The sequence below is a fragment of the Pseudomonas sp. VEM90 genome, assembly GCF_054611535.1.
This window is the reverse complement of sequence record NZ_JBTRAR010000003.1, coordinates 14,860-38,055: the sequence shown is the minus strand read 5'-3', so window position 1 is coordinate 38,055 and position 23,196 is coordinate 14,860. Positions and strand designations below refer to the sequence as shown.

Sequence of the window (23,196 nt, the reverse complement as noted above, 5' to 3'; positions counted from 1 at the left end):
ATGCGTAACCTGATCCTCGGTGGTGCCCGGTCTGGCAAAAGCCGCCTGGCTGAACAGTTGGCCAGTGCCAGCGGCTTGCCGGTGACCTACATCGCCACCAGCCAGCCGCTGGATGGTGAAATGAATGAACGCGTGTTGCTGCATCGCCAGCGTCGGCCGGATGACTGGGGGTTGATCGAAGAGCCCTTGGCCCTGGCTGCGGTACTGCGCTCCGAGGCGGCCGAAGGGCGCTGCCTGCTGGTGGATTGCCTGACCCTGTGGCTGACCAATTTGTTGATGCTGGACGACGACCAGCGCCTGGCCGAGGAGCGTGATGCCCTGTTGGCGTGCCTGGAGCAGTTACCTGGCACCCTTATCCTGGTCAGTAACGAAACCGGCCTGGGCGTCGTACCCATGGGCGAGCTGACCCGGCGCTATGTCGACCTGGCCGGCTGGCTGCACCAGGCCGTGGCCGAACGCTGTCAGCGTGTCGTGTTGACCGTGGCCGGCCTGCCCTTAATCCTCAAAGGACCTGCACTATGACCCAAGCCTGGTGGCGTGACGCCTGCCAACCCCTCGACAACGCCGCCATGGACCAGGCCCGCGCCCGTCAGCAGCAACTGACCAAACCTGCTGGCTCGCTTGGCCAACTTGAAGAGCTGGCCATTCAGTTGGCTGGCCTTCAGGGGCTTGAGCGGCCAACGCTGGATAAGGTAGCCATCAGCATTTTTGCCGGTGACCACGGCGTGGTCGAAGAGGGCATCTCGGCCTATCCGCAGGCGGTGACCGGGCAGATGCTATGTAACTTCGTCGGCGGGGGCGCGGCGATCAGTGTGCTGGCGCGGCAGCTGCAGGCCAGCCTGGACGTGGTCGACCTGGGCACCATTGACGCGCAGCTGGAGCTGCCCGGCGTGCGCCATCTGCGCCTGGGCACCGGTACTGCCAACTTTGCCCGCCAACCCGCGATGACCGCAAACCAGCTGCAAGCGGCTTTGCAGGCCGGCCGCGACAGTGCCCAGCGCGCTGCCGAACAGGGCGCACAGCTGTTCATCGGTGGTGAGATGGGCATTGGTAACACCACCGCCGCCGCAGCCTTGGCCAGTGTTCTGCTAGGGTGCCCGGCGTCGGCGCTGAGCGGCCCAGGCACCGGCCTGGACAACGCCGGGGTGCAGCACAAGGCGGAAGTCATCGAGAGGGCGCTGCGCCTGCATGGCTTGCGCGCTGAAGACCCGTTGCAGGCACTGGCTTGTGTTGGCGGTTTCGAGATCGCGGCGTTGGCCGGTGCCTACCTCGGTTGCGCGCAGGCGGGTGTCGCGGTGCTGGTGGATGGCTTTATCTGCAGTGTCGCTGCGCTCGTGGCAGTGCGCCTCAACCCGCAGTGTCGGGCCTGGTTGTTGTTCGCTCACCAGGGCGCTGAGCCCGGCCACAAGACCTTGCTTGCTGCGCTGCAGGCCGAACCCTTGCTGGCCTTGGGCTTGCGTCTGGGTGAGGGCAGTGGCGCTGCCCTGGCGGTGCCGCTGTTGCGCCTGGCCTGTGCGCTGCATGGGCAGATGGCGACCTTTGTCGAGGCCGCGGTGGCGGACCGCCCGGCATGATCCTCGACTTGCTGCGCCATGGTGAAACGGAACAGGGCGGCCTGCGTGGCAGCCTTGATGATGCCTTGACCGACAAGGGCTGGGTGCAGATGCGCCGCGCCGTGGCCGACGCCGGTCCATGGCAGGTGCTGGTCAGCTCGCCGCTGCAGCGCTGCGGGCGTTTTGCCGATGAGCTGGGTGCGCAATTGAAACTGCCAGTGCAGCGTGAGCCTGCCCTGCAGGAACTGCACTTCGGTGATTGGGAGGGCCAAACTGCGGCGCAGATCATGGAGCACCAGGCCGATGCACTGGGGCGTTTCTGGGCCGACCCTTACGCCTTCACACCGCCCAATGGCGAACCGGTCGAGGCATTTGCCGAACGGGTGCTGGCGGCGGTCGAGCGTTTGCGCCTGCAACATGCCGGCAAGCGCGTGCTGCTGGTGACCCATGGCGGCGTGATGCGGCTGTTACTGGCCCGTGCCCGTGGCTTGCCCAGGGCGCAGTTACTGCAGGTCGAGGTTGGCCATGGGGCATTGATGCGGCTGGTGCCGGGTGACGACGGGCAACTGGTCGAGGCACCCTGAGATGTTACCGTTCTGGATCGCCTTGCAGTTTCTCAGCAGCCTGCCGGTGAGCCTGCCGGGCATGCCGGCACCGAGTGAGGTGGGGCGTTCGCTGCTGTATTACCCGCTGGTTGGGCTGCTGTTCGGCTTGCTGCTGTGGTTGGCCAGCCATCTGCTACAGGGCACGCCGCCGCCGCTGCACGCGGCTTTGCTGCTGACGTTGTGGGTACTGCTCAGTGGTGCCTTGCACCTGGATGGCCTGGCGGACAGTGCCGACGCTTGGCTAGGTGGTTTCGGCGACCGTGAACGCACCTTGCTGATCATGAAAGACCCGCGCAGTGGGCCGATAGCCGTGGTCACCCTGGTCTTGGTGTTGCTGCTGAAGTTTTGCGCATTGTGGGTGCTGGTCGGGCAGGGCGTCGGGGCGCAATTGCTGCTGGCGCCGTTGATTGGGCGGGCGGCGATGTTGGGCCTGTTCCTGGGCACACCTTATGTGCGATCTGGCGGGTTGGGCCAGGCGTTGGCCGAACATTTGCCCCGGCGCGCGGCGGGGTGGGTGTTGCTGGTTTGTATGCTGTTCTGCCTGTTCCTTGGCGGATGGAGCGTACTGCTGGCGCTGGCGGTGTTTGTCTGGTTGCGGCATCTGATGTGCCGGCGCCTGGGTGGGACCACCGGTGATACCGCGGGTGCGTTGCTGGAGTTGCTGGAGCTGGCCGTCCTGCTCGGGTTGGCGCTGGGGGGTTGAGCGCTTGGCCCGGACCGTACTTCCGGGGCTGCTTTGCAGTGCTTTCGCGAAAGGCCTCATAGGTGGAGGCGGGGCAGTAACTTCCAGCAACGGTCCGGTAGCGCCTGCATCTCCCTTGTCGGCGTATCCTCAGCCTCCCTTCATGCAACCAGGTAGGCTTCCCGTGCGTCACTGGATCTTTGCCAGTCTATTGGTCCTGTCCACCCTCCCAGCCACTGCTGCAGATCTCATGGCGTTCTGGGACACCCCACGCCACGGCGGCAACAGTTTCAACCGGCTGCCACCCGATCAGGCCTACTTCGATGCCCTGAGGGGGTACGGCGCTACCTGGGTGCGGCTGTCGTACGACAAATGGCAACCGGTGAAACGTGATTTCCTCCTCGGCAGCGCCGATACCTATGAAGGCCTGCCCGAAGCCGACCTGGCTGTGCTGCGTGCCACCCTCGACCGGGCACACCAGGCGGGGCTCAAGGTGGTCATCGCGCCACTCTCGCTACCGGGTATGCGCTGGTCGCAAAATAACCAGGGCCAGTTCGATGATCGCCTGTGGCAAGACAAACGCTACTGGTCCCAGGCTGCGGCCTTCTGGCGAGATATGGCGCGCGAACTGAAGCGCCATCCGGCCATCGCCGCCTACAACCTGATCAATGAGCCAGCACCGGAGAAACAGAGCAGCCTGGCTGAACATGCCAAACGTGGGCAGATGCAGCAGTGGTATGCGCAAGAGCAGGGAGGTACGCGCGATCTGCCCTTGCTGTACCGGCAACTGATAGCGGCCATTCGCGAAGAAGACGCTGATACGCCGATCATGGTCGATGCCGGCTGGTATGCGGGTGCAGACGCGTTCGGCTACTGGCCAGCCCCGCTGGAAGACGCGCGAGTGCTGTACAGCGTGCACATGTATGAGCCCTATGCCGCTACCAGTGCGCCGAACATGGCGCGCAAGCATCCCATCGCCTATCCAGGCCCCGTACCTTTTGCCGGGCAGACCCAGCTGTGGGATGGGCAACGCGTCGAACGCTACCTGCGCCAGCCGCTGGCATGGGCCGAAGCCATGGGGCTGCCGCGTTCTCGCCTGGTGGTGGGAGAGTTTGGCTGCATGCGCAGGTTGCCGGGTTGTCGGCAGTATCTTGAAGATGTACTCGTCGTGCTGGATCGCAACCGGTTGCACTGGGCGTTCTATAGCTTCCGTGAAGACAACTGGGATGGCATGGACTACGAACTGGGCACGGCGAAGGTGCCGTGGCGCTACTGGCAGGCGGCCGAGCAGGGCGCGCCAGACCCCCTGGCGCGCAAGGCCACGGTTGAGTTCGAGCCGATCCGCAGGCGCTTGAACCCGGACTGACGCTTCTCACCCCTTGTGAAACTTCTTGCAACAGTCAGTATGCGGGTATATACACGTATCCATGCTGACCAGTGAATGCATCTGTACCCACCTGCGTCGTGCCGCCCGCGGGGTGAGCCGGCATTACGACGAAGCCCTTGCCGGCTTCGGGGTCAATGTCGCCCAGTTTTCCCTGCTGCGTCACCTGCAACGGCTCGACCGACCCAGCATCACAGTCCTGGCTGAAGCCATGGGACTCGAGCGCAGTACCCTGGGCCGTAATCTGCGTGTGCTGGAGGCGGATGGGCTGGTAGCACTGGGCGATGGCGACGACCAGCGTAACCGCGTGGTGCTGTTGACCGCAGCGGGTAAGCAACTGTTGCACGTTGCCCACCCAGCTTGGGAGCAGGCGCAGAAAGAGCTGGTTGAACGGCTCGGGGTGGGGCAGCGGGATGAGCTGGTGCGACTGCTGAAACAACTGGCCTGACTCGATACGACTATAAGCGGGTATATACCCGCAAAACCTTGCGATGAGCGGGAGATAACGAAAATGACTTCGGTGTGGCGAACCAGCGGATGGGTATTGGTGGGGGCGGCCTTGATACTGGCGCTATCTTTGGGCGTACGACACGGCTTCGGCCTGTTCCTGGCGCCGATGAGTGCTGATTTTGGCTGGGGGCGTGAGGTGTTTGCCTTCGCCATTGCCCTGCAGAACCTGATCTGGGGGCTGGCGCAGCCGTTCGCTGGCGCCTTGGCCGACCGGCTTGGCGCGGCGCGGGTGGTCATCATCGGCGGTATTCTCTATGCCGTCGGCTTGATCCTGATGGGCATGGCTGATTCGGCCTGGTCGTTATCGCTGAGTGCGGGCTTGCTGATCGGCATTGGCCTGTCCGGCACGTCGTTCTCGGTCATCCTCGGTGTGGTCGGGCGTGCTGTGCCGGCCGAAAAACGCAGCATGGCCATGGGGATCGCCAGCGCCGCCGGGTCATTCGGCCAGTTCGCCATGTTGCCGGGCACCCTTGGTCTGATTCAGTGGCTGGGCTGGTCGGCAGCGTTGCTGGTGCTGGGGCTGATGGTGGCGTTCATCGTGCCTTTCGTCGGCCTGCTGCGCGATCGCCCGTTACCCAGTCACGGTGCCGAGCAGACCCTGGGCCAGGCGCTGCGCGAGGCGTGCACGCACTCCGGCTTCTGGTTGCTGGCGCTGGGCTTTTTTGTCTGTGGCTTCCAGGTCGTGTTCATTGGCGTGCACCTGCCGGCCTACCTGGTTGACCAGCACCTGGCTGCGACCACCGGTACGACAGTGCTGGCGCTGGTCGGCCTGTTCAACATCGTCGGAACCTTCACCGCTGGCTGGTTGGGCGGGCGCATGTCCAAGCCGCGCCTGCTGACCGGTTTGTACCTGCTGCGCGCGGTGGTGATCGTGCTGTTCCTGTGGGCGCCGGTGAGCGAGTTCAGTGCTTATCTGTTCGGTATTGCCATGGGCCTGCTGTGGTTGTCCACGGTACCGTTGACCAATGGTACCGTGGCCACCGTGTTCGGGGTGCGTAACCTGTCCATGCTGGGCGGTATCGTGTTCCTGTTCCATCAGTTGGGCGCGTTCCTGGGGGGGTGGCTGGGTGGGGTGGTGTATGACCGCACCGGTAGCTACGACTTGGTTTGGCAGATATCCATCCTGCTCAGCTTGCTGGCTGCTGCCCTTAACTGGCCGGTGCGCGAACGCCCGGTTGCACGCCTTCAGGCCCAGGCAGCATGAACCGCTACCTGCTCCGCGGGCTGTTGGCGGTTGCCGCTCTGTTGCTGTTGGCACTGGTGTGGTGGGGCTGGCATCAGGGAGGGATGGCGCTGATGCAACTGGGCATGAGTGTGTGTTAGGCGCTACCCTGCAAGCTCAAGGGTTGTCATGCGGGAGAAACGAGTCATGCGTGCACATTGGTTGACGGTGCCGGTGCTGGCCCTGCTTGCCAGTACATCGAGCTGGGCAGCGGATTGCCCGGCGTTGTTGCAGGGCAGCCTGCCGGAATTGCGCGGCAAGGGGCAGGTCGAGCTGTGCGAACGCTTTGCCGGCAAGCCGCTCGTGGTGGTGAACACTGCCAGTTATTGCGGTTTTGCCCCGCAGTTCGAGGGGCTTGAGGCGACGTACAAGGAATATCACGAGCAAGGGCTGGAAATGCTCGGCGTGCCGTCCAATGACTTCAAGCAGGAAGACGCCGACAGTGAGAAGACTGCCAAGGTTTGCTATGCCAACTACGGCGTCACCTTCACCATGACCAAGACGCAGGCGGTGCGGGGCAAGGATGCGATACCGCTGTTCGCGGAGCTGGCCAGCCAGAGCAGTGCGCCGAAGTGGAATTTCTACAAGTATGTTGTCGATCGCAAGGGCAAGGTGATTGGTAACTTCTCCAGCCTGACCAAACCGGATGATCCCGCATTCCGCGCCGCTATCGAAAAGGCCATCGCCTCACAGCAGTAACCAGGCTGATCTTGCTGCGACTTCTGCTTCTAAGTGCGAGGCAGTTCAGGCGATGCAGATTGCGACTTCAGGAGGCCGAGCGCAGGCCTCCTGAAGTCGTGAAGATCAAGATCAAAAACAGGAAGTGGCTGGCTGCAGGCCACTTCACCGTGCATGCACGGTAATCGCCACCAGCCGCATCACCACCGGCCGGACCACCAGCACACACACAAATGCCACCGGCATCGCCAGCTGATAGGCCTTGAGCACATTGCCCAGATACTCCGGGGTAATCCCGGCATTGGCAGCCGTGATCACAAAGCACATCAACAGCGCCATGATCGACGACATGAAGAACGCGAAAACGTAGGGGGTAGCGACCGGGTGTAATTTGCGTCGACCGCGCGACCGGGAAAGGTTGCTCATGCGAACTCCTGAAAGCTGAGTGGAAGCGCAGATTAGCAACGTGCACGCCTGCAGCTGTAGACCCGCAGCATTGAGTTCTTTATAAAGAAATCATTACGAATCCAAGAGCTCACCATGGACCTGCTCAACGCCATCCGCTGCTTCATCAAGGTGGTCGAGGCCGGTAGCATTGCCGCTGGCGCCCGTAACATCGGCCTTAGCCCGGCAGCCGTCAGCCAGAATCTGGCGCGGCTGGAAGGCCACCTGCAAGTGCGCCTGCTCAGCCGAACCACACGCAGCATGGCCATGACGCCCTCTGGTGCTCAGTATTACGAGCGTGTAAAGCACATCGAGCGTGATCTGGTCCTGGCCGAACAGGCAGTGACAACACCCGACAGCGAACCTCAGGGGCGGTTGTGCATTGCCTCGACCTCTGCCTTCGGGCGCCATGTGCTGGCACCGTTGATACCTGCTTTCAGTGCCCGCTACCCCTTACTTTCGATAGAGTTGGTAACGACTGATCGTCGGGTCAACCATGCCCGTGAAGACGTTGACGTGAGCCTGCGCATTGCGCCGCAGCTCGAAGACCAGTTGCTGGCCCGGCGCATCGCCCGCATTCCGTTCATTTGTTGTGCCTCACCTGGCTACCTGCAAAGTGCTGGCGTACCTGGCACGCCCGAGGCCTTGCGCGGGCACCGTTGCCTTGTGTTTCGCTACCCGGTGGATGGCCGCTTCCTGCGCTGGGGCTTCATACGGGACGGCCTGCGTTTCGAAGCGGAATTCGGCAATGTATTGATCAGCGACGATATCGATGCCCTGACCCAGATGGCCCTGCACGATGGTGGCATCACCCGCCTGGCCGAGTTCATTGTGCGGCCACACCTGGCCTCGGGCGCCTTGGTGCCGCTGTTCGAATACTGCGACAGCAGCCAGGCTTACGCCCAGACCGAGCCCATGGACATCTACCTGTGCCTGGCCGATCGCTTTGCCATGACCACCAAGGTGCGCGTTTTCATGGACTATCTGCGCGAGTGCCTGGGCGACAGCTGGCAAGTGCAGGCATGAAAAAAAACCGCCACGAAGGCGGTTTTCATGTGACGCGCAAGAATCAGAAGCGGTAGGTGAGGGATGCACCGATACCGTGAGCGCTGTTCTCGTACTTGGCCTGGTAGCTGCCTTTGGTCGCGCTGACCTGATTGACCTTGGTGTCCTCCTCCCACAGGTAGGAGTAGGCGACGTCAATGGTCATGTCGTCGTTCGGGCTCCAGCCGGCACCCAGGCTGAACACCTTGCGGTCGCCAGTCGGGATGCGCGGCGAACGATCGTGGTTGTTGGTTGGCGACTGGTCGACGGTGAAGCCGGTACGCAGTACCCACTCCTTGTTGACCTTGTAGGATGCACCAATGGCGTGAGCCCAGGTGTCATGCCAGTTCTGCTCTTCGGTGATGGTCTGGAACGCCGAACCTGCCAGTGGCGCCGGCACATCGTTCTGCACGGTGATGTCTTCCAGGCGGCTCCAGCGCGTCCAGGTGCTGCCTGCGTACAGGGTCCATTGGTCGTCCAGTTCATGGGTAACCGAAAGGTCGACGGATTCAGGCGTCTTGATCTTCAGGCTGGCCTCAAACTTGTTGCCGTTGAATGGCCCGATCAGCGGGGTGCTGACACGGGTCTTGCCCTCGAGCTTGTAGTCGACCATCGAGTGATAGGTAAGACCGACACGGGTGCGGTCGGTGGCCTGGACCAGAATACCGATGTTGTAGCCAACGGCGGTATCGTCGCCCTTGATCTTCACTTCGCCGTCGTTACGGCCCGGGGTGAACGGGTTGATCAGGCTCGAGCCCAGTTCCCCTTCGATGCGGTTGATGGTCGGGCCAAAACCGATCGAGACCTTGTCGTTGAAGGCATAGCTGACAGTCGGCTGGAAGGTGACAACCTGTACGTGGCTCTTCTTGCCCCAGTAGCGCGCGGCATCATCGCTGCCGTAGTCGGTTACCAGGCCGAACGGTACGTAGACACCGAAACCGACGCTCCAGTGGTCATCGATCGGCTTGACGTAGTAACCCATGGGTACGCCAACGACAGGCACCATGTCACCATCGGTTTCCCCCCCGAGGTTGCTGCCTGGGCCCGATATGTCGGTCTTGGCGATGACGGCAGCGCCGCCCACGGTGAACTGTTCGCGCTTGAGGCGGGACATGCCGGCCGGGTTGCCGAATACGGTACTGGCATCTTCGGCAGAAGAAGAACGTCCCGCGAAACCTGTCCCCATGCTGCTGATGCTCTGTTCGTTGAGCGCGAAGCCGCTGGCGAGCAGTTGGCTGGAAGCAAGCGCAACGGCTACGCCGAGGGAGGTTTTGAGCATTACTTTTTTCATTATTAGAAAACTCCTTGGGATCTCCGGGGCGAAAAGCTACCAACAAATCACGCGCCGCGCTATAGGCTCAATCGCAGGAGTTAGAGCGGTTTTGTAGGACAATCCGACCAAAATTCCCTTTTTTCCGGTATAGTTGTAGGACGCGTCTCAAGATGCCTGTGGCAATTTCTGATCTATGCAGGCATGCCAGGCGTGGGTGAAGTCGCGCAGGCGACCCTGGGGGTTGAAAATCTGTCGCCAGATCCGCGCCAGTGCCAGTAGATCGTCCGCCGCAGGCAATGGTGTGGCCTGCTCTTCGATGAGCATCCAGGCAATGGCAGTGGAATAGCGCAGGTTGACGGTGAGCTCCAGGTGCGGGCCACCAAGGAAGGCGTGCTGGCTGGCCAGGCCGCGAATCAGGCTGGCTAGGTCGGGATCACGGGCCAGGTATTCGTCCCAGAGCGCCTGGTGACGTTGCTCGCCGATACGGTAAAGGCCGTGCCCGCGCCGGTCATGCAGGGCTGAGCCGAGGGCTGACTGACTGGCGGCGATGCCCAGTAACAAAGCTTCGGCGCTGGCGCAGTGACGGTTCAGGTAGACCAGGGTGGGTCGGATCACATACTGACACAATTCATTCGCCGCAATACCCATGATGCCCTCGAGCAGGTAAGGGCCGGACGGGCGCTGGAGCTTGGCAGCTGGTGAATGATCAGGCCCGCCGGGAGCGGAAAGCACCGCTCGAGTTGAAGTGTAGTGTGATAATCGTGGTGTAAAGAGCTGTTTTTAAATCGATTACTGCCTGATGCTCCGGGCCATATGCCCTAAGGCAATTACGCCAGGAGCGTTCAGGCAGTCTTGCGATTGGATGATTCAGCGCTTGAATACCCCGGCATTCGCCGGTCACGCGGTAAGCGACTGACGAGTCCTGGCGATCACCGCCTGCAGCGGTTCGCTGCGGCTGTACTGTTCGTGGTACAGGCGTTCGGTGTGGCAGGCAACGCCGTGTTCGTCTACCAAGGTAAAGCTGAAGCTGCCCTTGCGTGGGGCAACGATAAGGCACTTCAACGGCGAGAAGGCCTGGGAGAGGGTGCCAATGGCAGCCTGAATCTGATGATGAGTTTGCATATTGTTGGAGGTTCCTGCTTTAAACACGGGGATAAGATCCGTGCATGATAGAAACGTTCCAGTGACGCCTTTATTAAGGGACGAACGAACCTGACTGGAACAGGGCAGCCAGAGGGGGCGCAATCAAATGTAGGCGCTTGGGCTGACTGGTAGGTACTTCGGAAGGCAGGCAGCACGCCGAGGCCAAGGTTCTAGGCCGTCGAGGTGGGATCCTGATCAATCTGTCATGTGATTCATGCTTGCGCAGCGCAGTGCTGGCGAGTGAATCATTGAATGGGCCGGTCCTTGTTTCAGCAGAACTGCTCTTGGGGGGAACGAGTCTGCAAGGACGCTTGCGGCCAAAATTGACTTTCAGCTTGGTACTAACGAGGGGCACCTTACCGGAAGTGCAGGTGTTTGGCAAGCAGTATGTATGTTCAAGTGAGCCGCGCAGTATGGCGCGAATTCTCGCTGCTGTGAAGAGGGGGTAAATGGCCTTTATGCGGGCCGATGTGTCCTTTTCGTGCACGGAAATGAAGGTTTATGGTGCACTTGTTCACATTCGGGGCAGCGCTTGTAACGGCTTGATAACACCACCCGGCAGCCTCGCCAATGCCTTGACTGCGTGGTTAAGTCAATGAAAAAAAACACTATTTTTAGCTGGTGAAAAAATCGTCAGTTTGACCAAAGCCCCCAATTCACGGGGGTTTGAGGGGTGTGATAGGGGGTTGTCCACCGAGTTATCCACAGGAACTGTGGATTGTCCCGAGCGCTTGCTCTAGCACGGGCGTGCCAGCAACGGGATGAACTGTCCGACAATCCCCATGCTCCAAAAGACCGGTTGGTCATCCTCCTGGAAACGTCAAGAAAAGATCATTGAATTTTTTTTCAATACTCCAGAAATCGACAGGCCAGGGCGAAAAAAAAAGAGTAGAGTGGCGCGCTTTTCGAGTTACCAAAACCTGTTGCTCATGAAGTTTCGCGGTAAACACCTCGCCAGCCCCGTTGCATCGACACTTGCACCTCCCGCCAAACGCTTTTCCCTGAAAGTGGCCCTGTGGTTGCTCGATAGCCCGCGCCTGGGCGATAAACCTCAGGTCAAGCACCTGGCCGGGCGCCTGTTGAAGCAGCCGGCGCGCCAAGGTGTGGTTGTGGCGCAGAGCCGCCTGGGGCAGATGCTGTGCCGCGACTGTGGCAATGCCCGCGACCGGCGTATTGGCCATGAGCTGCTGCGTCAGGCAGCCCGCGCAGGGGATCGTCGGGCGCAGTTGGAGTACGCTCGGCTGTGTCGGCAAAACGAGCCGGAGCAGGCGCGCTATTGGCTTGAGCTTGCCGCAGGGCAGGGCTCGCAGGAAGCGCGGCGGTTGCTGCGACAGTGGTTTCCTGCCTGAGCTTCGTTGCCTGTGCGGGCCCTTTTGCGAGCAATCCCCGATGTGTGTCCATCACCGTGGTAGGAGCGGGTTTACCCGCGAATACGGTAGCGGCGGCAACGGTGAACGGCGGGTGGAAATTGGCCAGCAGGGCCGGCCTCTTCGCGGGTAAAACCGCTCCTACGGCGGCCTGTGTTCAACCCCCGATGCGTGTGTAGGAGCGGGTTTACCCGCGAATACGGTGGCGGCGGCGACGGTGAACGGCGGGTGGAGATTGGCCAGCAGGGCCGGCCTCTTCGCGGGTGAACCCGCTCCTACGGGCGACCGTGCGGGCTTTTCCTTCAGGCTTGCGCAGCGGGCAGGCCCGCGAAGAGGCCGATGCAGGCAACACGCCAGTCAGGCTGATAAGCTGCACTCAATTTGCATCAGAGCGTTCGGGGTTAGCATGACAGTGGATCTGGCCAGCATTCTGCTGGGCTTGGTGGCAGGGGCAATACCCTGTCTGGTGTGGGTCATGCAGGTGCAGCGCCGCCAGGGCGCACGGCAAGGTGAGCAGGCCTTGCTCGAAGAGCGCCTCAACGCTGCCCAGCTGGCCCAGGCCGGCCTGCAGGCGCAACTGGACGCCAGCCGCGACGAGGTCAGCGACCTCAGTGAGGCCAATGCCGTCAAACAGGCCCAGTTGGCTGCTCAAGGCCGTGAGCTGGAGCTGCTGCAGATCGACCGCGACAATGCCCGCGACGCCGCCCACGCCTGGAGCCTTGAGCGCGCCAACCGCGAAGCCGAACTGCGCCGCCTGGAAGCGCAAACCGCGCGCCTGGACGCAGAACTGCGTGAACAGCAGGAAAGCCACCAGCAACGCCTGGAAGACCTGCAGGAGGCCCGTGACACCTTGCGCGCCCAGTTCGCCGACATGGCCACCAAAATCTTCGACGAACGCGAACAGCGCTTCGCCCAGACCAGTCAGCAACACCTGGGCCAGTTGCTCGACCCGCTCAAGGAGCGCATCCATGCCTTCGAAAAACGCGTGGAGGAAAGCTACCAACAAGAGGCCCGCGAGCGCTTCTCGCTGGGCAAGGAGCTGGAGCGCCTGCAACAGCTCAACCTGCGTCTGTCCGACGAAGCCACCAACCTTACCCAGGCCTTGAAGGGCCAGAAGACCCAGGGCAACTGGGGTGAGCTGATTCTCGAACGCGTGCTGGAACATGCCGGCCTGGAAAAGGGGCGCGAATACCAGACCCAGGTCAGCCTGAAAAGCGCCGACGGCGAGCGTTTCCAGCCGGATGTGCTGATCATGCTGCCCGGCAACAAGCAGGTGGTGGTGGACGCCAAGGTCAGCCTCACGGCGTACCAGCAGTTCGTTGCCGGCAACGACGAAGCTGCGCTCAAGCAGCATGTGCAGTCGCTGCGCAGCCACGTCAAAGGCCTGTCGAGCAAGGACTACAGCCGCCTCGAAGGCCTGCACAGCCTGGATTTCGTGTTGTTGTTCGTGCCCATCGAGGCGGCCTTTTCAGCGGCCCTGCAGGCCGAGCCGAACCTGTTCCAGGAGGCCTTCGACCGGCAGATCGTGATTGTCAGCCCTACCACGTTGCTGGCGACCCTGCGGGTCATCGACAGCCTGTGGAAGCAGGAACGTCAAGGGCAGAACGCCCGCGAAATTGCCGAGCGCGCCGGCTGGCTCTACGACAAGTTCGTGCTGTTCATCCAGGATCTGGATGAGCTGGGCAACCGCTTGCAGCAGGTGGACAAGGCTTATGCCGCAGCGCGCAACAAGCTGTGCGAAGGGCGTGGCAACCTGGTCAGCCGCAGCGAGCAGCTGAAGCTTCTGGGCGCCCGTGCCAGCAAGAGCTTGCCGGCAGACTTGCTGGAGCGGGCGCTGTCCGACGAGGCGCTGCCCGAGGTAGCGGTTACTGAGCCAGGCTCAGATGGCGATTGAGCAGGGCGCGCAAGGCCGCCGGCTTGACCGGCTTGGCCAGGTAGTCCAGGCCTGATGCGTGTACCCGTGCGATGGTTTCCTTGCTGCCGTCGGCGCTGATCACCACACCGGGTACCGGCTCACCCAGCCGTGCTCGAAGCCAGCCCATCAGCCCGGTGCCGGTCTCGCCGTCGTCCAGGTGGTAGTCCACCAATGCCAGGTGCGGGCGCATGCCCTTGGCCAGCAGGGCTTCGCATTCGGCCTGGTTGCGCGCGGTCCATACCTGGCAACCCCAGCGGCTCAGCAAGCTGTTCATGCCGATCAGGATGCTGTCTTCGTTGTCCACGCAAAGCACTTGCAGCCCGGCCAGAGGCTGGCCGCCCTGTTGTTCCACCGGGGCGCTTGGCGCTGCGGCGGCCTGGCGGGCAATCGGTACGCTGACGCGGAACACCGTGCCCTTGCCCGGCCATGAGCGCACCTCCAGCGGGTGCCCCAGCACCCGGCACAGGCCGTCTGCGATCGCCAGGCCCAGGCCTAGCCCCTTCTCGGCACGGGTCTGGTGGCTGTCCAGGCGCTTGAACTCCTGAAAGATCACTTGCAGCTTGTCGTCAGCAATGCCCGGGCCACGGTCCCAGACCTCTAGCCACAAACGCTCGCCCTGCCGGCGCGCGCCCAGCAGGATCGGGCTCTTGCCGTAGCGCAGGGCATTGGTGAGGAAGTTCTGCAGCACCCGGCGTAGCAGTTTCATGTCGCTGTCCACCCGCAGGCGGCTGCCGCGCAGGCGGAACTCCAGGCCCTTCTCGGCCGCCAGCAGCTTGAACTCGGCGCCCAGGGTGTCGAACAGTTCGTTGAGGGCGAAGGGTTTGGCATCCGGGGTGATCTTGCCGTTTTCCAGGCGCGAGATGTCCAGCAGGTCGCTGATCAGCTCTTCAGCCGAGCGCAGCGAACTGTCCATGTGCTGTACCAGCTGCCGGGCCTCTTCGTTCATGCCCTCGGCCTGTTGCGACAATGCGGCAGAGAAAAGTCGTGCGGCGTTCAAAGGTTGCATCAGGTCATGGCTGACGGCGGCCAGGAAGCGGGTCTTGGAGTTGCTCACCGCTTCGGCCTGGCTCTTGGCTTCGGACAGCGCCTGGTTCAACTGCGAAAGCTCTTGGGTACGCTCTGCCACGCGTTGCTCAAGGCGTTCGTTGGCATCGCGCAGTGCCTGCTCGGCCTCGCGGAACGGGGTGATGTCGGTGAAGCTCATGACAAAGCCGCCGCCCGGCATCGGGTTGCCGATCAGCTCGATCACCCGGCCATTGGGGAACAGTCGCTCGGAGGAGTGCGCGCGGCCCTGGCGCATCCAGTGCAGCCGCCGCGCCACATGCACCTGTGCTTCGCCAGGGCCGCACAGGCCGCGCTCGGCGTTGTAGCGGATGATGTCGGCAATCGGTCGCCCAACGCTGATCAGTCCGTCCGGGTAGTTGAACAGTTCCAGGTAGCGGCGGTTCCAGGCCACCAGGTGCAAGTTCTGGTCGACCACGCTGATGCCTTGGTTGATGTTCTCGATGGCGCCTTGCAGCAGGGCGCGGTTGAACTGCAGCACCTCACTGGCTTCGTCAGCGATGCGCACCACGTCTTCCAGCTGCATGTCGCGGCCTTCGATGGCCGCCTTGACCACCGCGCGGGTCGACGAGGTACCGAGTACGCCGGCCAGCAGGCGCTCGGTGTGCTCGATCCAGTCGCCGTCGGCGTTCTGGTTAGGGTTGAAGCCCTTGCCCTGGCGGTAGGCAAAGCGGATGAAGCTCTGCCGTGCGCGCTCTTCACCGACAAAGCGCGAGGCCAGGGTCAGCAGGTCGTCGATCTGCACCGCCAGCAGCGGTTTGCTGCTGGGTCGCGCGCTGGTCTGCTGGCCAATGAACCGGCCGGCCTGCCAATGCTCGGAAACCCGTGTGCGCGACAATACCGAAACCCAGGCGAACAGGGTGAAGTTGCCCGCCAGTGACAGCACTACGCCTTGGGTCAGTGGACTGATCGGCAGGTTCAGCGGGTTGCCGTGCAGCCATGCCAGGCCAGGGAACAATTGCAACGACCAGCCCAGGCTGTGCGCGGCAATCGGCAGCACCAGGGTGTAGAACCACAGGAAAATGCCAGCGGCCAGGCCGGCGAACACGCCGCGACGGTTGGCCTGCTTCCAGTACAGCGCGCCAAGCATGGCCGGGGAGAGCTGGGTCACGGCGGCAAAGGCAATCTGGCCGATGGTCGCCAGGCTGGCGGTGGAGCCCAGCAGGCGGTAGCTGACATAGGCCAGGAGCAAGATCACCACGATGGTTACCCGGCGAACCGAAAGCATCCAGTGACGGAACGCTTCGAAAGGCCGCTCGGCGTTATTGCGGCGCAGCAGCCAGGGCAGCAGCATGTCGTTGGACACCATGGTCGACAGCGCCACGGCCTCGACGATCACCATGCCGGTAGCCGCCGAGGCACCGCCGATGAACGCCAGCAGGGCCAGGCTTGGGTGCGCCTCGGCCAGCGGCAGGCTGATGACGAACGAGTCGGAGATCACCGTGCCTGGCAGCAGCATCTGTCCGGCCAGGGCAATCGGCACCACGAACAGCGCGGCCAATGCCAGGTACATCGGGAATACCCAGCGCGCCAGGCGCAAGTCCTGCGGTTCGATGTTCTCCACCACGGTAACGTGGAACTGCCGGGGCAGGCAGATGATTGCCATCATTGCCACGGCGGTTTGCACCACCATGGACGGCCAATTGATGGTTTCTTTCCAATAGTCCTGCAAGTGGATCGACTGGCGGGCCTGGCTGAACAGGTCGTCGAAACCGTCATACAGGTTGAAAACGATGAAGATGCCCACGGCAAGGAACGCCAGCAGCTTGATCAGCGATTCGAAGGCAATCGCCAGGACCATACCGCGGTGGTGCTCGGTCACATCCAGGCTGCGGGTACCGAAGACGATGGCGAACAGCGCCAGTACCAGCGACACCACCAGCGCAGTGTCCTGCACGCGGGTGCCGGTGGCATCGGCGTTGGCGCCGATCAGCAGGTTCACGCCCAGTACGATGCCCTTGAGCTGCAAGGCGATGTACGGCAGCACGCCGACCAGGCAGATCAGCGCCACCACCACTGCCAGGGTCTGCGACTTGCCGTAGCGCGCGGCGATGAAGTCGGCGATCGAGGTGATGTTCTGCTGCTTGCTGATCAGCACCATCTTCTGCAGCACCCAAGGGGCGAAGATCAGCAGCAGTACCGGGCCCAGGTAGATTGGCAGGAACGCCCAAAGCTGTTCGGCGGCCTGGCCGACCGCGCCGAAGAAGGTCCAGCTGGTGCAGTACACGGCCAGCGACAGGCTGTACACCCAGGCACGCAGCTTTGGCGGCAATGGCGTGCTGCGGCGGTCGCCATAGAAGGCGATGGCGAACATGATGGCCATATAGGCCAGGGCGACCACGGCGATCAGCCCGCTGGACAACGACATGAAGACTCCGAAGCAAAAAGGTAACGCGGTCCCGATCAATCAGTCTGGCACGCAAGTGCCGCTTCGTCAGCGCAGACGATGGTTGTAGGAGCGGGTTCACCCGCGAATAGGCCGGAGCAGGCCACATCAACCCCTGCGGGTACCCAACCCGTAGAACACCCCTGCCAGTATCACCGACAACACCAGCAGGTAGAAGACCGCCCCCGGCCACAGGTGTACCAGTGCGAACCCCACCATCACCGGCCCCAGCGCTGCCCCCAGGTTGGACAGGTTTTGCGCGCCGTAATACACCCCGCGCAAGTGCTCCGGTGCGATCAGGTCGATAAACATGTACTCGGCCGGAATCACGATGATTTCGCCCAGCGTGAACACCAGCATCGCCAGGCACCAGGCCAGTACCGAGCCCGCCAGCGCAAAACCCAGCAAGCCGGCGATGAACAGGCCCATGCCGGCCAACAGCCACGGCATCAGGCGCTGGCGGCTGATACGCCGGCCAATCAGGTACTGCAAGGCAATGACCGTCACGGCGTTGGTGGTGACCAGATAGCCGATCAGCCGTGCGGCTTCGGCCGGGTTGCTGGTGACCACCAGGTACTGGGACAGGTAGGCGGTGAACTGGCCGAACACCACCGCGCTCAGCACCCCACCCAAGGTAAAGCACACCAGCCGATGATCCCGCGCCAGCCCCAGCGCCACTTGGCCGAAACCGGCCGCGGGTTTGTCCGGTACGCTCGCCTGCAGGCTGCGATCGCCAAGGCGCCAATAAGCCAGGCACATGGCCAGGCCAAGCGTGGCAGAAGCGATGAACGGCACATGATCGTTCAGTTCAAGCATGGCCACGCCCAGCAACGGGCCGGCGGCGTAGCCGACGTTGCTGAGGGCGTACTTGATGGCGAATACCTCCGCCCGCTCATCCACCGGCAGTAACGCGCAGAAGCCTGCCTTGGCGGCGATGTCGACCACTGCCAGGGCCAGGTTGATCAACACCAGACAAAAGAAGAACGGCAGCGCCGAACGGCTGGCGACCGCGCCGACGAAGGCCAGGGCGAACAGCAGGGTACTGGCGCTGACCAACGTGTGGTTGCGCAAGGTGTCGACCAGATGGCCACCATACAGACTCAATAGTGAGGCGATGATCAGCGCGCCACCGATCAGCAGACCGATCTGGCTGATCGGCAGCTGGAAATTGTCGGCCAGGTAAACCACCAGGTAGGGCAGGGTGAGGGCGCGGGCGACGGTAAGCGTGAAGGTGGTGGTGAGCAGCAGGCGAACGGTGTGCGGGTAGCGTTTTATGGCGGCGAGCATTGCCACGTCCTTGTTGTGGGGGTGCCGAGCACAAGCATAAGCCACATGCGGTCCCCTCGGCAGCACCGGCCACGTTCGAGTGAATGTGGGGAGTTCTCGGGCTGCTTCACAGCCCTTGCAATTTATGTCTCGAAGAGGAGTGGCCACCTGGCCCTGTCGTAGGGTTATCGCTCAAGTCATCGAGCGCGCGTGCTGGGGAAAAGGGGGAACATCTGTTCTGCGCTAGAGCGAGGCCCACTCTTCACGATACTGAACCAGAAAATCCACAAAAGCGCGCACCCTCTGCGGGACATGACGACCGTGGGGGTACAACAAGGTGTACGGCCTCGACCGCCCGCCAAACGGCGTCAATACTTCGACGAGTCGCCCGTCAGCCAGCTCTTGTTCCACGATGAACTTGTAGGTCTGGAACAATCCGGCACCATTTTTTGCGAGTGTGACTCCACCCAATACGTCGTCGGAACAGGAATAGCTTCCAGCGGTGAACACCTCACGGTCTCGGCCGTTCTCTCGGAACAGCCAAGAGATACGCCTACCGCTACTCGGAAGCTCGAATTGGATGCATTCATGCTGGTCCAGGTCCTCCAGTGCCTGCGGTGCCCCGACCTTCTCCAGGTAGGGCGGAGACGCTACGACAACCAGCTTTGCATCTTCCAGCAATCTGGCAATCATCGTGGAATCAGGTTGAGCCCGTACTCGAATCGCCAGGTCGTATCCTTCCGCAACGAAGTCGATATTTCGATTACCGAGGTGGATATCAACGGTCACCTCAGGGTATAGGTCGCGAAATTTAGGAAGCAACGGCAGGATCCGGTGGTGCCCATACGTCGTGGGCAGGCTGATACGAAGACGCCCTGACGGAGTTGCTTGAGCGCCCATGACTGCCTGCTGGGCCTCCACCAGTTGCGTGAGCGCCTGGCTGCACTGCTCGAAAAAATCCTTTCCTGCATCGGTCAATCGAATGCTTCGGGTTGTTCTTGCGAACAGCCGAGAGCCCAGCCTTTTTTCCAAGCGAAGGATCGACCTGCTTACTGCGGCCGGAGTAACACCAGCGAGCTGAGCAGCGGCAGAAAAGCTGCCCGCTTCCGCAGACAGGCAAAACAGCTCGATACTTCCCAGCTGCAGATCGTCAAAATGCCGCTTCATAGGGCTTGCACCGTATAGGGCCTAGCAGGAGGCTGAGCGTCGGACTCTGCGGTAGAGTCGCGCACCGGCATGGAAAAGTACAACTGGCGTCGAGGTCGTCTCGTGGGTAATCCCGGCCAGATAGTACAGTGAATCTGCCCATCACCCGTACGGGCCGGTGATGAGCATACTGTCGATCAATGGCCTGCGCTCTGACCGCCGTCGACGTGCAGGATCTCGCCGGTGACAAATGAAGCGCTGTCCAGGTAGAGGATCGCTTGAACGATGTCGTTGATCTCACCCATGTGGCCGACGGGATGCAGCTTGCCCAGGGCATCGTGAGTTTCGGCGCCGTGCATCGGAGTTTTGATGATGCCAGGCGACACGGCGTTAGCGCGGATGCCTCGCTTGGCAAATTCAATGGCGATCGATTTGGTGGCAGCGTTGATGCCACCTTTGGTGAGCGATGCCATTACCGACGGAACGCCGTCGATAGCATGATCAACCAGGCTGGTGGTGACGCTGACCACATGCCCGCTACCACGCTTCACCATTTCCGCGATGGCGAGCTGGGAGATGTAGAAGAAGCCACTCATATTGGTCGCAACGACTTGCGCATAGTCTTCCTTGGTATAGCTGGTGAATGGCTTGGCGACGAAAATCCCGGCGTTGTTGACGAGAGTATCGATGCGCCCGAAGCGGGCCACTGCGTCGCGCACCACTCGTTCCGCAGTGGCCGGATCCGCAATATCACCGGCAACAGTCAGGATGTCTGGGTCGGTCGATGGTTGAATGGAGCGTGAGGTCGCTACCACCTTGTGGCCGAGGGCTCGGAACCCGTTCACCACCCCAGCACCGATGCCTTGAGATGCGCCAGTTACGATGATTACCTTTTGAGAGTCGCTCATGATGTGTTCTCTACAATGGATTAAGTTTAATTGTCTGCCTCATGATTGTGATGGCGACAATTGTTTTCGGTACTCGGTTGTTGTAATGCCGGAGTAACCCCAATTGTCGGTGTCGACTTCTTCGATTACGATGTGCGTCAACTTCGGATCTTTATGAAGCACGCGCTCCATCGTTTCATTGATTTCTTTTATCACCTGAGCCTTTTGTTCCCGGGTTACACCATCACGAGTGATGCGGACGCTGATGAATGGCATTGTAAGTTCCTCTATCAAGTGTGCATTGGGTGATGAGCAGCTGATGGAGAAACTCTAGGAACTCAGAGCGAATTGATAAATATGCCGTGAGTTACATCACTTGTGACTTCGTGTATCAAATCACGCGGTGCCATGGCTTGCTGTGCGTGTTGGCGGTCAGTGCACAGCCGTGGCAGCCTTGGCTACCCGTTTTCCAAAGCGCTGTGCGGTCAGGTAGTCGCCTACGCCGAAGAGACACTGACCGTCGAAGCGGCCGACGCGGTGCATGGCCGCTTGCTGCAGCTGCCGGCCGACAGCCCGGTGGTAGTGATCGAGCGCCTGGCCCGAGACTACGCTGGCAAACCTCTGGAATGGCGCCGCTCGCTTGGCCAGGCCTGAGCCGATACTTGCCAGTCAGCGCATTTCCCATGCAGATTTGTGGCCCGGCGCGCTTGGCGAGCCTCCAATTGAAAAGCCCTCAGGACCAAGGACGATGAGTCACTCTTCGCAATTCACCTTGCTCGGCAAGCGGCGTTTCCTGCCGTTTTTCATCACTCAGTCGCTGGGTGCCTTCAACGACAACCTGTTCAAGCAGTCGCTGATCCTGGCGATTTTGTTCAAGCTCAGCCTGGGCGATGGTGACCGATCGATCTGGGTCAACTTGTGCGCCTTGCTGTTCATCCTGCCGTTTTTCCTGTTTTCGGCACTGGGTGGGCAGTTTGGCGAGAAGTTCGCCAAGGATGCGCTGATCCGTGCAATCAAACTGGCCGAAATCGTGATCATGGCGGTTGGTGCGCTAGGCTTTGTCACCAACCATCTGGCGCTGATGCTGGTGGCGCTGTTCGGTATGGGGACCCAATCGGCGCTGTTCGGCCCGGTGAAGTACTCGATCCTTCCGCAGGCCCTGCGCGAGGAAGAGCTGGTAGGCGGTAATGGGCTGGTGGAAACCGGCACCTTCCTCGCCATCCTAGTCGGCACCATCGGCGCCGGGGTGATGATGTCGGCCGACAGCTACGCAACGGTGGTGGCCGGTGGCGTGGTCGGCACGGCTGTGCTCGGCTACCTCGCCAGCCGCTGGATCCCACGGGCGGCTGCCGCCTCGCCACAAATGCCGCTGGACTGGAACATCCTCAAGCAGTCGTGGGTGATCTTGCGCATGGGCCTGAGCCAGCCGCCGGCGGTGTCGCGCTCGATCGTCGGCAACTCGTGGTTCTGGTTTGTCGGCGCCATCTACCTCACGCAGATCCCGGCCTATGCCAAGGATTGGCTGCACGGTGACGGCACGGTGGTGACCTTGGTGCTGACACTGTTCTCGGTGGGCATCGCCCTGGGCTCGCTGCTGTGCGAGCGGCTCAGCGGACGCAAGGTGGAAATCGGCCTGGTGCCGTTCGGCTCCTTCGGCCTGACCCTGTTCGGCCTGCTGTGGTGGTGGCACTCTGGTGATGTGCCGGCTGCAGCAGCGCCGCACGACTGGCTGGCATTGCTGGGCATGAGCCAGGCGTGGTGGATCTTGCTGTCGATCGTTGGCCTGGGGGTGTTCGGCGGCTTCTACATCGTGCCGCTGTATGCGTTGATCCAGGCCCGCACGGCCGAGGACGAGCGCGCCAGGGTGATCGCTGCCAACAACATCCTCAATGCCTTGTTCATGGTAGTGTCGGCGGTGCTCACCATCATCCTGCTAGGCTTGGCCGAACTGAGCATTCCGCAGCTTTTCCTGGTGGTGTCGCTGCTCAATATCGCGGTCAACACCTACATCTTCAGGATCGTCCCCGAGTTCACCATGCGCTTCCTGATCTGGTTGCTCAGCCATTCGATGTACCGCGTGCAGCACCGAGACCTTGAGCGCATCCCCGATGAGGGTGCAGCGTTGCTGGTGTGCAACCACGTGTCGTTCGTCGATGCGTTGCTGCTGGGCGGGGCTATCCGCCGGCCGATCCGCTTTGTCATGTACTACAAGATCTACAACCTGCCGGTGCTCAACTTCGTGTTTCGTACCGCCGGTGCCATCCCGATTGCCGGGCGTAACGAAGACCAGGCGACGTACGAGCGGGCCTTCGCGCGGATTGCCGAGTACCTGGCTGATGGTGAACTGGTGTGCATCTTCCCGGAAGGCAAGCTGACGGGCGATGGCGAAATCGATGTCTTCAAGGGTGGGGTCAGCCGCATCCTCGAAGAAACGCCGGTACCGGTGATTCCGCTGGCCTTGCAGGGGTTGTGGGGAAGCTTCTTCAGCCGTGACCCGGCCAAAGGTTTCTTCAAGCGCCTGTGGTCGCGGGTGACCATCGTGGCGGGCGCCGCCGTCCCGGTGGAAGCGGCGCAGCCCGAGGTGTTGCGCGAACAGGTCAGCCGCCTGCGCGGCCACCTGCGATAGGGG

The 23,196-nt window shown here is 61.9% G+C and carries 22 protein-coding genes and 1 pseudogene; 14 read left to right on the top strand and 9 right to left on the bottom strand.

Annotated features, from left to right (window positions below):
• From cobU to ACYCCG_RS04255, 9 genes are all read left to right on the top strand, one after another.
• Complete coding sequence (cobU, locus tag ACYCCG_RS04295) at positions 1–522, top strand: bifunctional adenosylcobinamide kinase/adenosylcobinamide-phosphate guanylyltransferase (RefSeq protein ID WP_209964055.1); 522 nt, start codon at positions 1–3, stop codon at positions 520–522.
• Complete coding sequence (gene cobT / locus ACYCCG_RS04290; RefSeq protein WP_209964059.1) at positions 519–1,574, top strand: nicotinate-nucleotide--dimethylbenzimidazole phosphoribosyltransferase; 1,056 nt, start codon at positions 519–521, stop codon at positions 1,572–1,574. The genes cobU and cobT overlap by 4 nt, the downstream gene beginning before the upstream one ends.
• Entirely contained in the window at positions 1,571–2,137 is a 567-nt protein-coding gene (locus ACYCCG_RS04285; protein WP_209964062.1) for a histidine phosphatase family protein, read from the top strand. The genes cobT and ACYCCG_RS04285 overlap by 4 nt, the downstream gene beginning before the upstream one ends.
• 1 nt (position 2,138) lies before the next feature.
• On the top strand, positions 2,139–2,861 hold the full coding sequence (locus ACYCCG_RS04280) for an adenosylcobinamide-GDP ribazoletransferase (RefSeq protein ID WP_209964068.1): 723 nt from the start codon (positions 2,139–2,141) through the stop codon (positions 2,859–2,861).
• 229 nt (positions 2,862–3,090) lie between these two features.
• Complete coding sequence (locus tag ACYCCG_RS04275) at positions 3,091–4,206, top strand: glycoside hydrolase family 5 protein (protein WP_339443502.1); 1,116 nt, start codon at positions 3,091–3,093, stop codon at positions 4,204–4,206.
• Between the two features lie 61 nt (positions 4,207–4,267).
• Positions 4,268–4,672 carry a MarR family winged helix-turn-helix transcriptional regulator gene (locus tag ACYCCG_RS04270; RefSeq protein WP_084850372.1) on the top strand — a complete coding sequence of 135 codons (405 nt, stop codon included), beginning with the start codon at positions 4,268–4,270 and terminating at the stop codon, positions 4,670–4,672.
• Positions 4,673–4,735: 63 nt separating this feature from the next.
• Complete coding sequence (locus tag ACYCCG_RS04265; protein ID WP_218115526.1) at positions 4,736–5,938, top strand: MFS transporter; 1,203 nt, start codon at positions 4,736–4,738, stop codon at positions 5,936–5,938.
• Positions 5,935–6,057 carry a hypothetical protein gene (locus ACYCCG_RS04260; RefSeq protein WP_256122397.1) on the top strand — a complete coding sequence of 41 codons (123 nt, stop codon included), beginning with the start codon at positions 5,935–5,937 and terminating at the stop codon, positions 6,055–6,057. The genes ACYCCG_RS04265 and ACYCCG_RS04260 overlap by 4 nt, the downstream gene beginning before the upstream one ends.
• 46 nt (positions 6,058–6,103) lie before the next feature.
• Positions 6,104–6,655: a glutathione peroxidase gene (locus ACYCCG_RS04255; RefSeq protein WP_014592086.1), complete on the top strand. Its 552-nt coding sequence runs from the start codon at positions 6,104–6,106 to the stop codon at positions 6,653–6,655.
• 144 nt (positions 6,656–6,799) lie between these two features.
• On the opposite strand, the gene ACYCCG_RS04250 is transcribed toward ACYCCG_RS04255, so the two are convergent.
• Positions 6,800–7,060 (bottom strand): DUF2798 domain-containing protein, encoded by a 261-nt coding sequence (locus tag ACYCCG_RS04250; RefSeq protein WP_176685477.1) that lies wholly within the window; start codon positions 7,058–7,060, stop codon positions 6,800–6,802.
• 114 nt (positions 7,061–7,174) lie between these two features.
• On the opposite strand from ACYCCG_RS04250, the gene ACYCCG_RS04245 reads away from it, so the two are divergent.
• Positions 7,175–8,104: a LysR family transcriptional regulator gene (locus ACYCCG_RS04245; RefSeq protein ID WP_459669519.1), complete on the top strand. Its 930-nt coding sequence runs from the start codon at positions 7,175–7,177 to the stop codon at positions 8,102–8,104.
• A gap of 43 nt (positions 8,105–8,147) precedes the next feature.
• On the opposite strand, the gene ACYCCG_RS04240 is transcribed toward ACYCCG_RS04245, so the two are convergent.
• The 3 genes from ACYCCG_RS04240 to ACYCCG_RS04230 form a co-directional block, all read right to left on the bottom strand.
• Entirely contained in the window at positions 8,148–9,413 is a 1,266-nt protein-coding gene (locus ACYCCG_RS04240; protein WP_459669517.1) for an OmpP1/FadL family transporter, read from the bottom strand.
• A gap of 147 nt (positions 9,414–9,560) precedes the next feature.
• On the bottom strand, positions 9,561–10,043 hold the full coding sequence (locus ACYCCG_RS04235) for a hypothetical protein (RefSeq protein ID WP_176685474.1): 483 nt from the start codon (positions 10,041–10,043) through the stop codon (positions 9,561–9,563).
• Positions 10,044–10,292: 249 nt separating this feature from the next.
• Positions 10,293–10,517: a hypothetical protein gene (locus ACYCCG_RS04230; RefSeq protein WP_176685473.1), complete on the bottom strand. Its 225-nt coding sequence runs from the start codon at positions 10,515–10,517 to the stop codon at positions 10,293–10,295.
• A gap of 950 nt (positions 10,518–11,467) precedes the next feature.
• On the opposite strand from ACYCCG_RS04230, the gene ACYCCG_RS04225 reads away from it, so the two are divergent.
• Together ACYCCG_RS04225 and ACYCCG_RS04220 are read left to right on the top strand one after the other, a co-directional pair.
• The gene (locus tag ACYCCG_RS04225; RefSeq protein ID WP_176685472.1) at positions 11,468–11,887 is read left to right on the top strand and encodes a tetratricopeptide repeat protein; all 420 of its coding nucleotides are present in this window, start codon (positions 11,468–11,470) and stop codon (positions 11,885–11,887) included.
• Positions 11,888–12,425: 538 nt separating this feature from the next.
• Positions 12,426–13,799, top strand: coding sequence for a DNA recombination protein RmuC (locus ACYCCG_RS04220; protein ID WP_176685504.1), 1,374 nt, complete (start codon positions 12,426–12,428; stop codon positions 13,797–13,799).
• Here the strand turns inward: ACYCCG_RS04220 and ACYCCG_RS04215 are convergent.
• From ACYCCG_RS04215 to ACYCCG_RS04195, 5 genes are all read right to left on the bottom strand, one after another.
• Complete coding sequence (locus ACYCCG_RS04215) at positions 13,771–17,250, bottom strand: hybrid sensor histidine kinase/response regulator (RefSeq protein WP_392515247.1); 3,480 nt, start codon at positions 17,248–17,250, stop codon at positions 13,771–13,773. The genes ACYCCG_RS04220 and ACYCCG_RS04215 overlap by 29 nt on opposite strands.
• Positions 17,251–17,376: 126 nt before the next feature.
• Positions 17,377–18,555 (bottom strand): MFS transporter, encoded by a 1,179-nt coding sequence (locus tag ACYCCG_RS04210; RefSeq protein WP_209964080.1) that lies wholly within the window; start codon positions 18,553–18,555, stop codon positions 17,377–17,379.
• 222 nt (positions 18,556–18,777) lie between these two features.
• On the bottom strand, positions 18,778–19,701 hold the full coding sequence (locus tag ACYCCG_RS04205) for a LysR family transcriptional regulator (protein WP_176685469.1): 924 nt from the start codon (positions 19,699–19,701) through the stop codon (positions 18,778–18,780).
• A 176-nt stretch (positions 19,702–19,877) separates the two neighbouring features.
• A complete protein-coding gene (locus ACYCCG_RS04200; RefSeq protein ID WP_339444629.1) occupies positions 19,878–20,588 on the bottom strand; it encodes an SDR family NAD(P)-dependent oxidoreductase in 711 nt (236 codons plus the stop codon).
• 39 nt (positions 20,589–20,627) lie between these two features.
• Positions 20,628–20,843 carry a tautomerase family protein gene (locus ACYCCG_RS04195; RefSeq protein ID WP_176685467.1) on the bottom strand — a complete coding sequence of 72 codons (216 nt, stop codon included), beginning with the start codon at positions 20,841–20,843 and terminating at the stop codon, positions 20,628–20,630.
• A 159-nt stretch (positions 20,844–21,002) separates the two neighbouring features.
• Here ACYCCG_RS04195 and ACYCCG_RS04190 point away from each other — a divergent pair.
• Both ACYCCG_RS04190 and ACYCCG_RS04185 read left to right on the top strand, forming a co-directional pair.
• A pseudogene (locus ACYCCG_RS04190) lies at positions 21,003–21,221 on the top strand (UTRA domain-containing protein); the annotation flags it as partial.
• A gap of 94 nt (positions 21,222–21,315) precedes the next feature.
• The gene (locus tag ACYCCG_RS04185) at positions 21,316–23,193 is read left to right on the top strand and encodes a 1-acyl-sn-glycerol-3-phosphate acyltransferase (RefSeq protein ID WP_176685466.1); all 1,878 of its coding nucleotides are present in this window, start codon (positions 21,316–21,318) and stop codon (positions 23,191–23,193) included.
• Positions 23,194–23,196 lie beyond the last annotated feature (3 nt).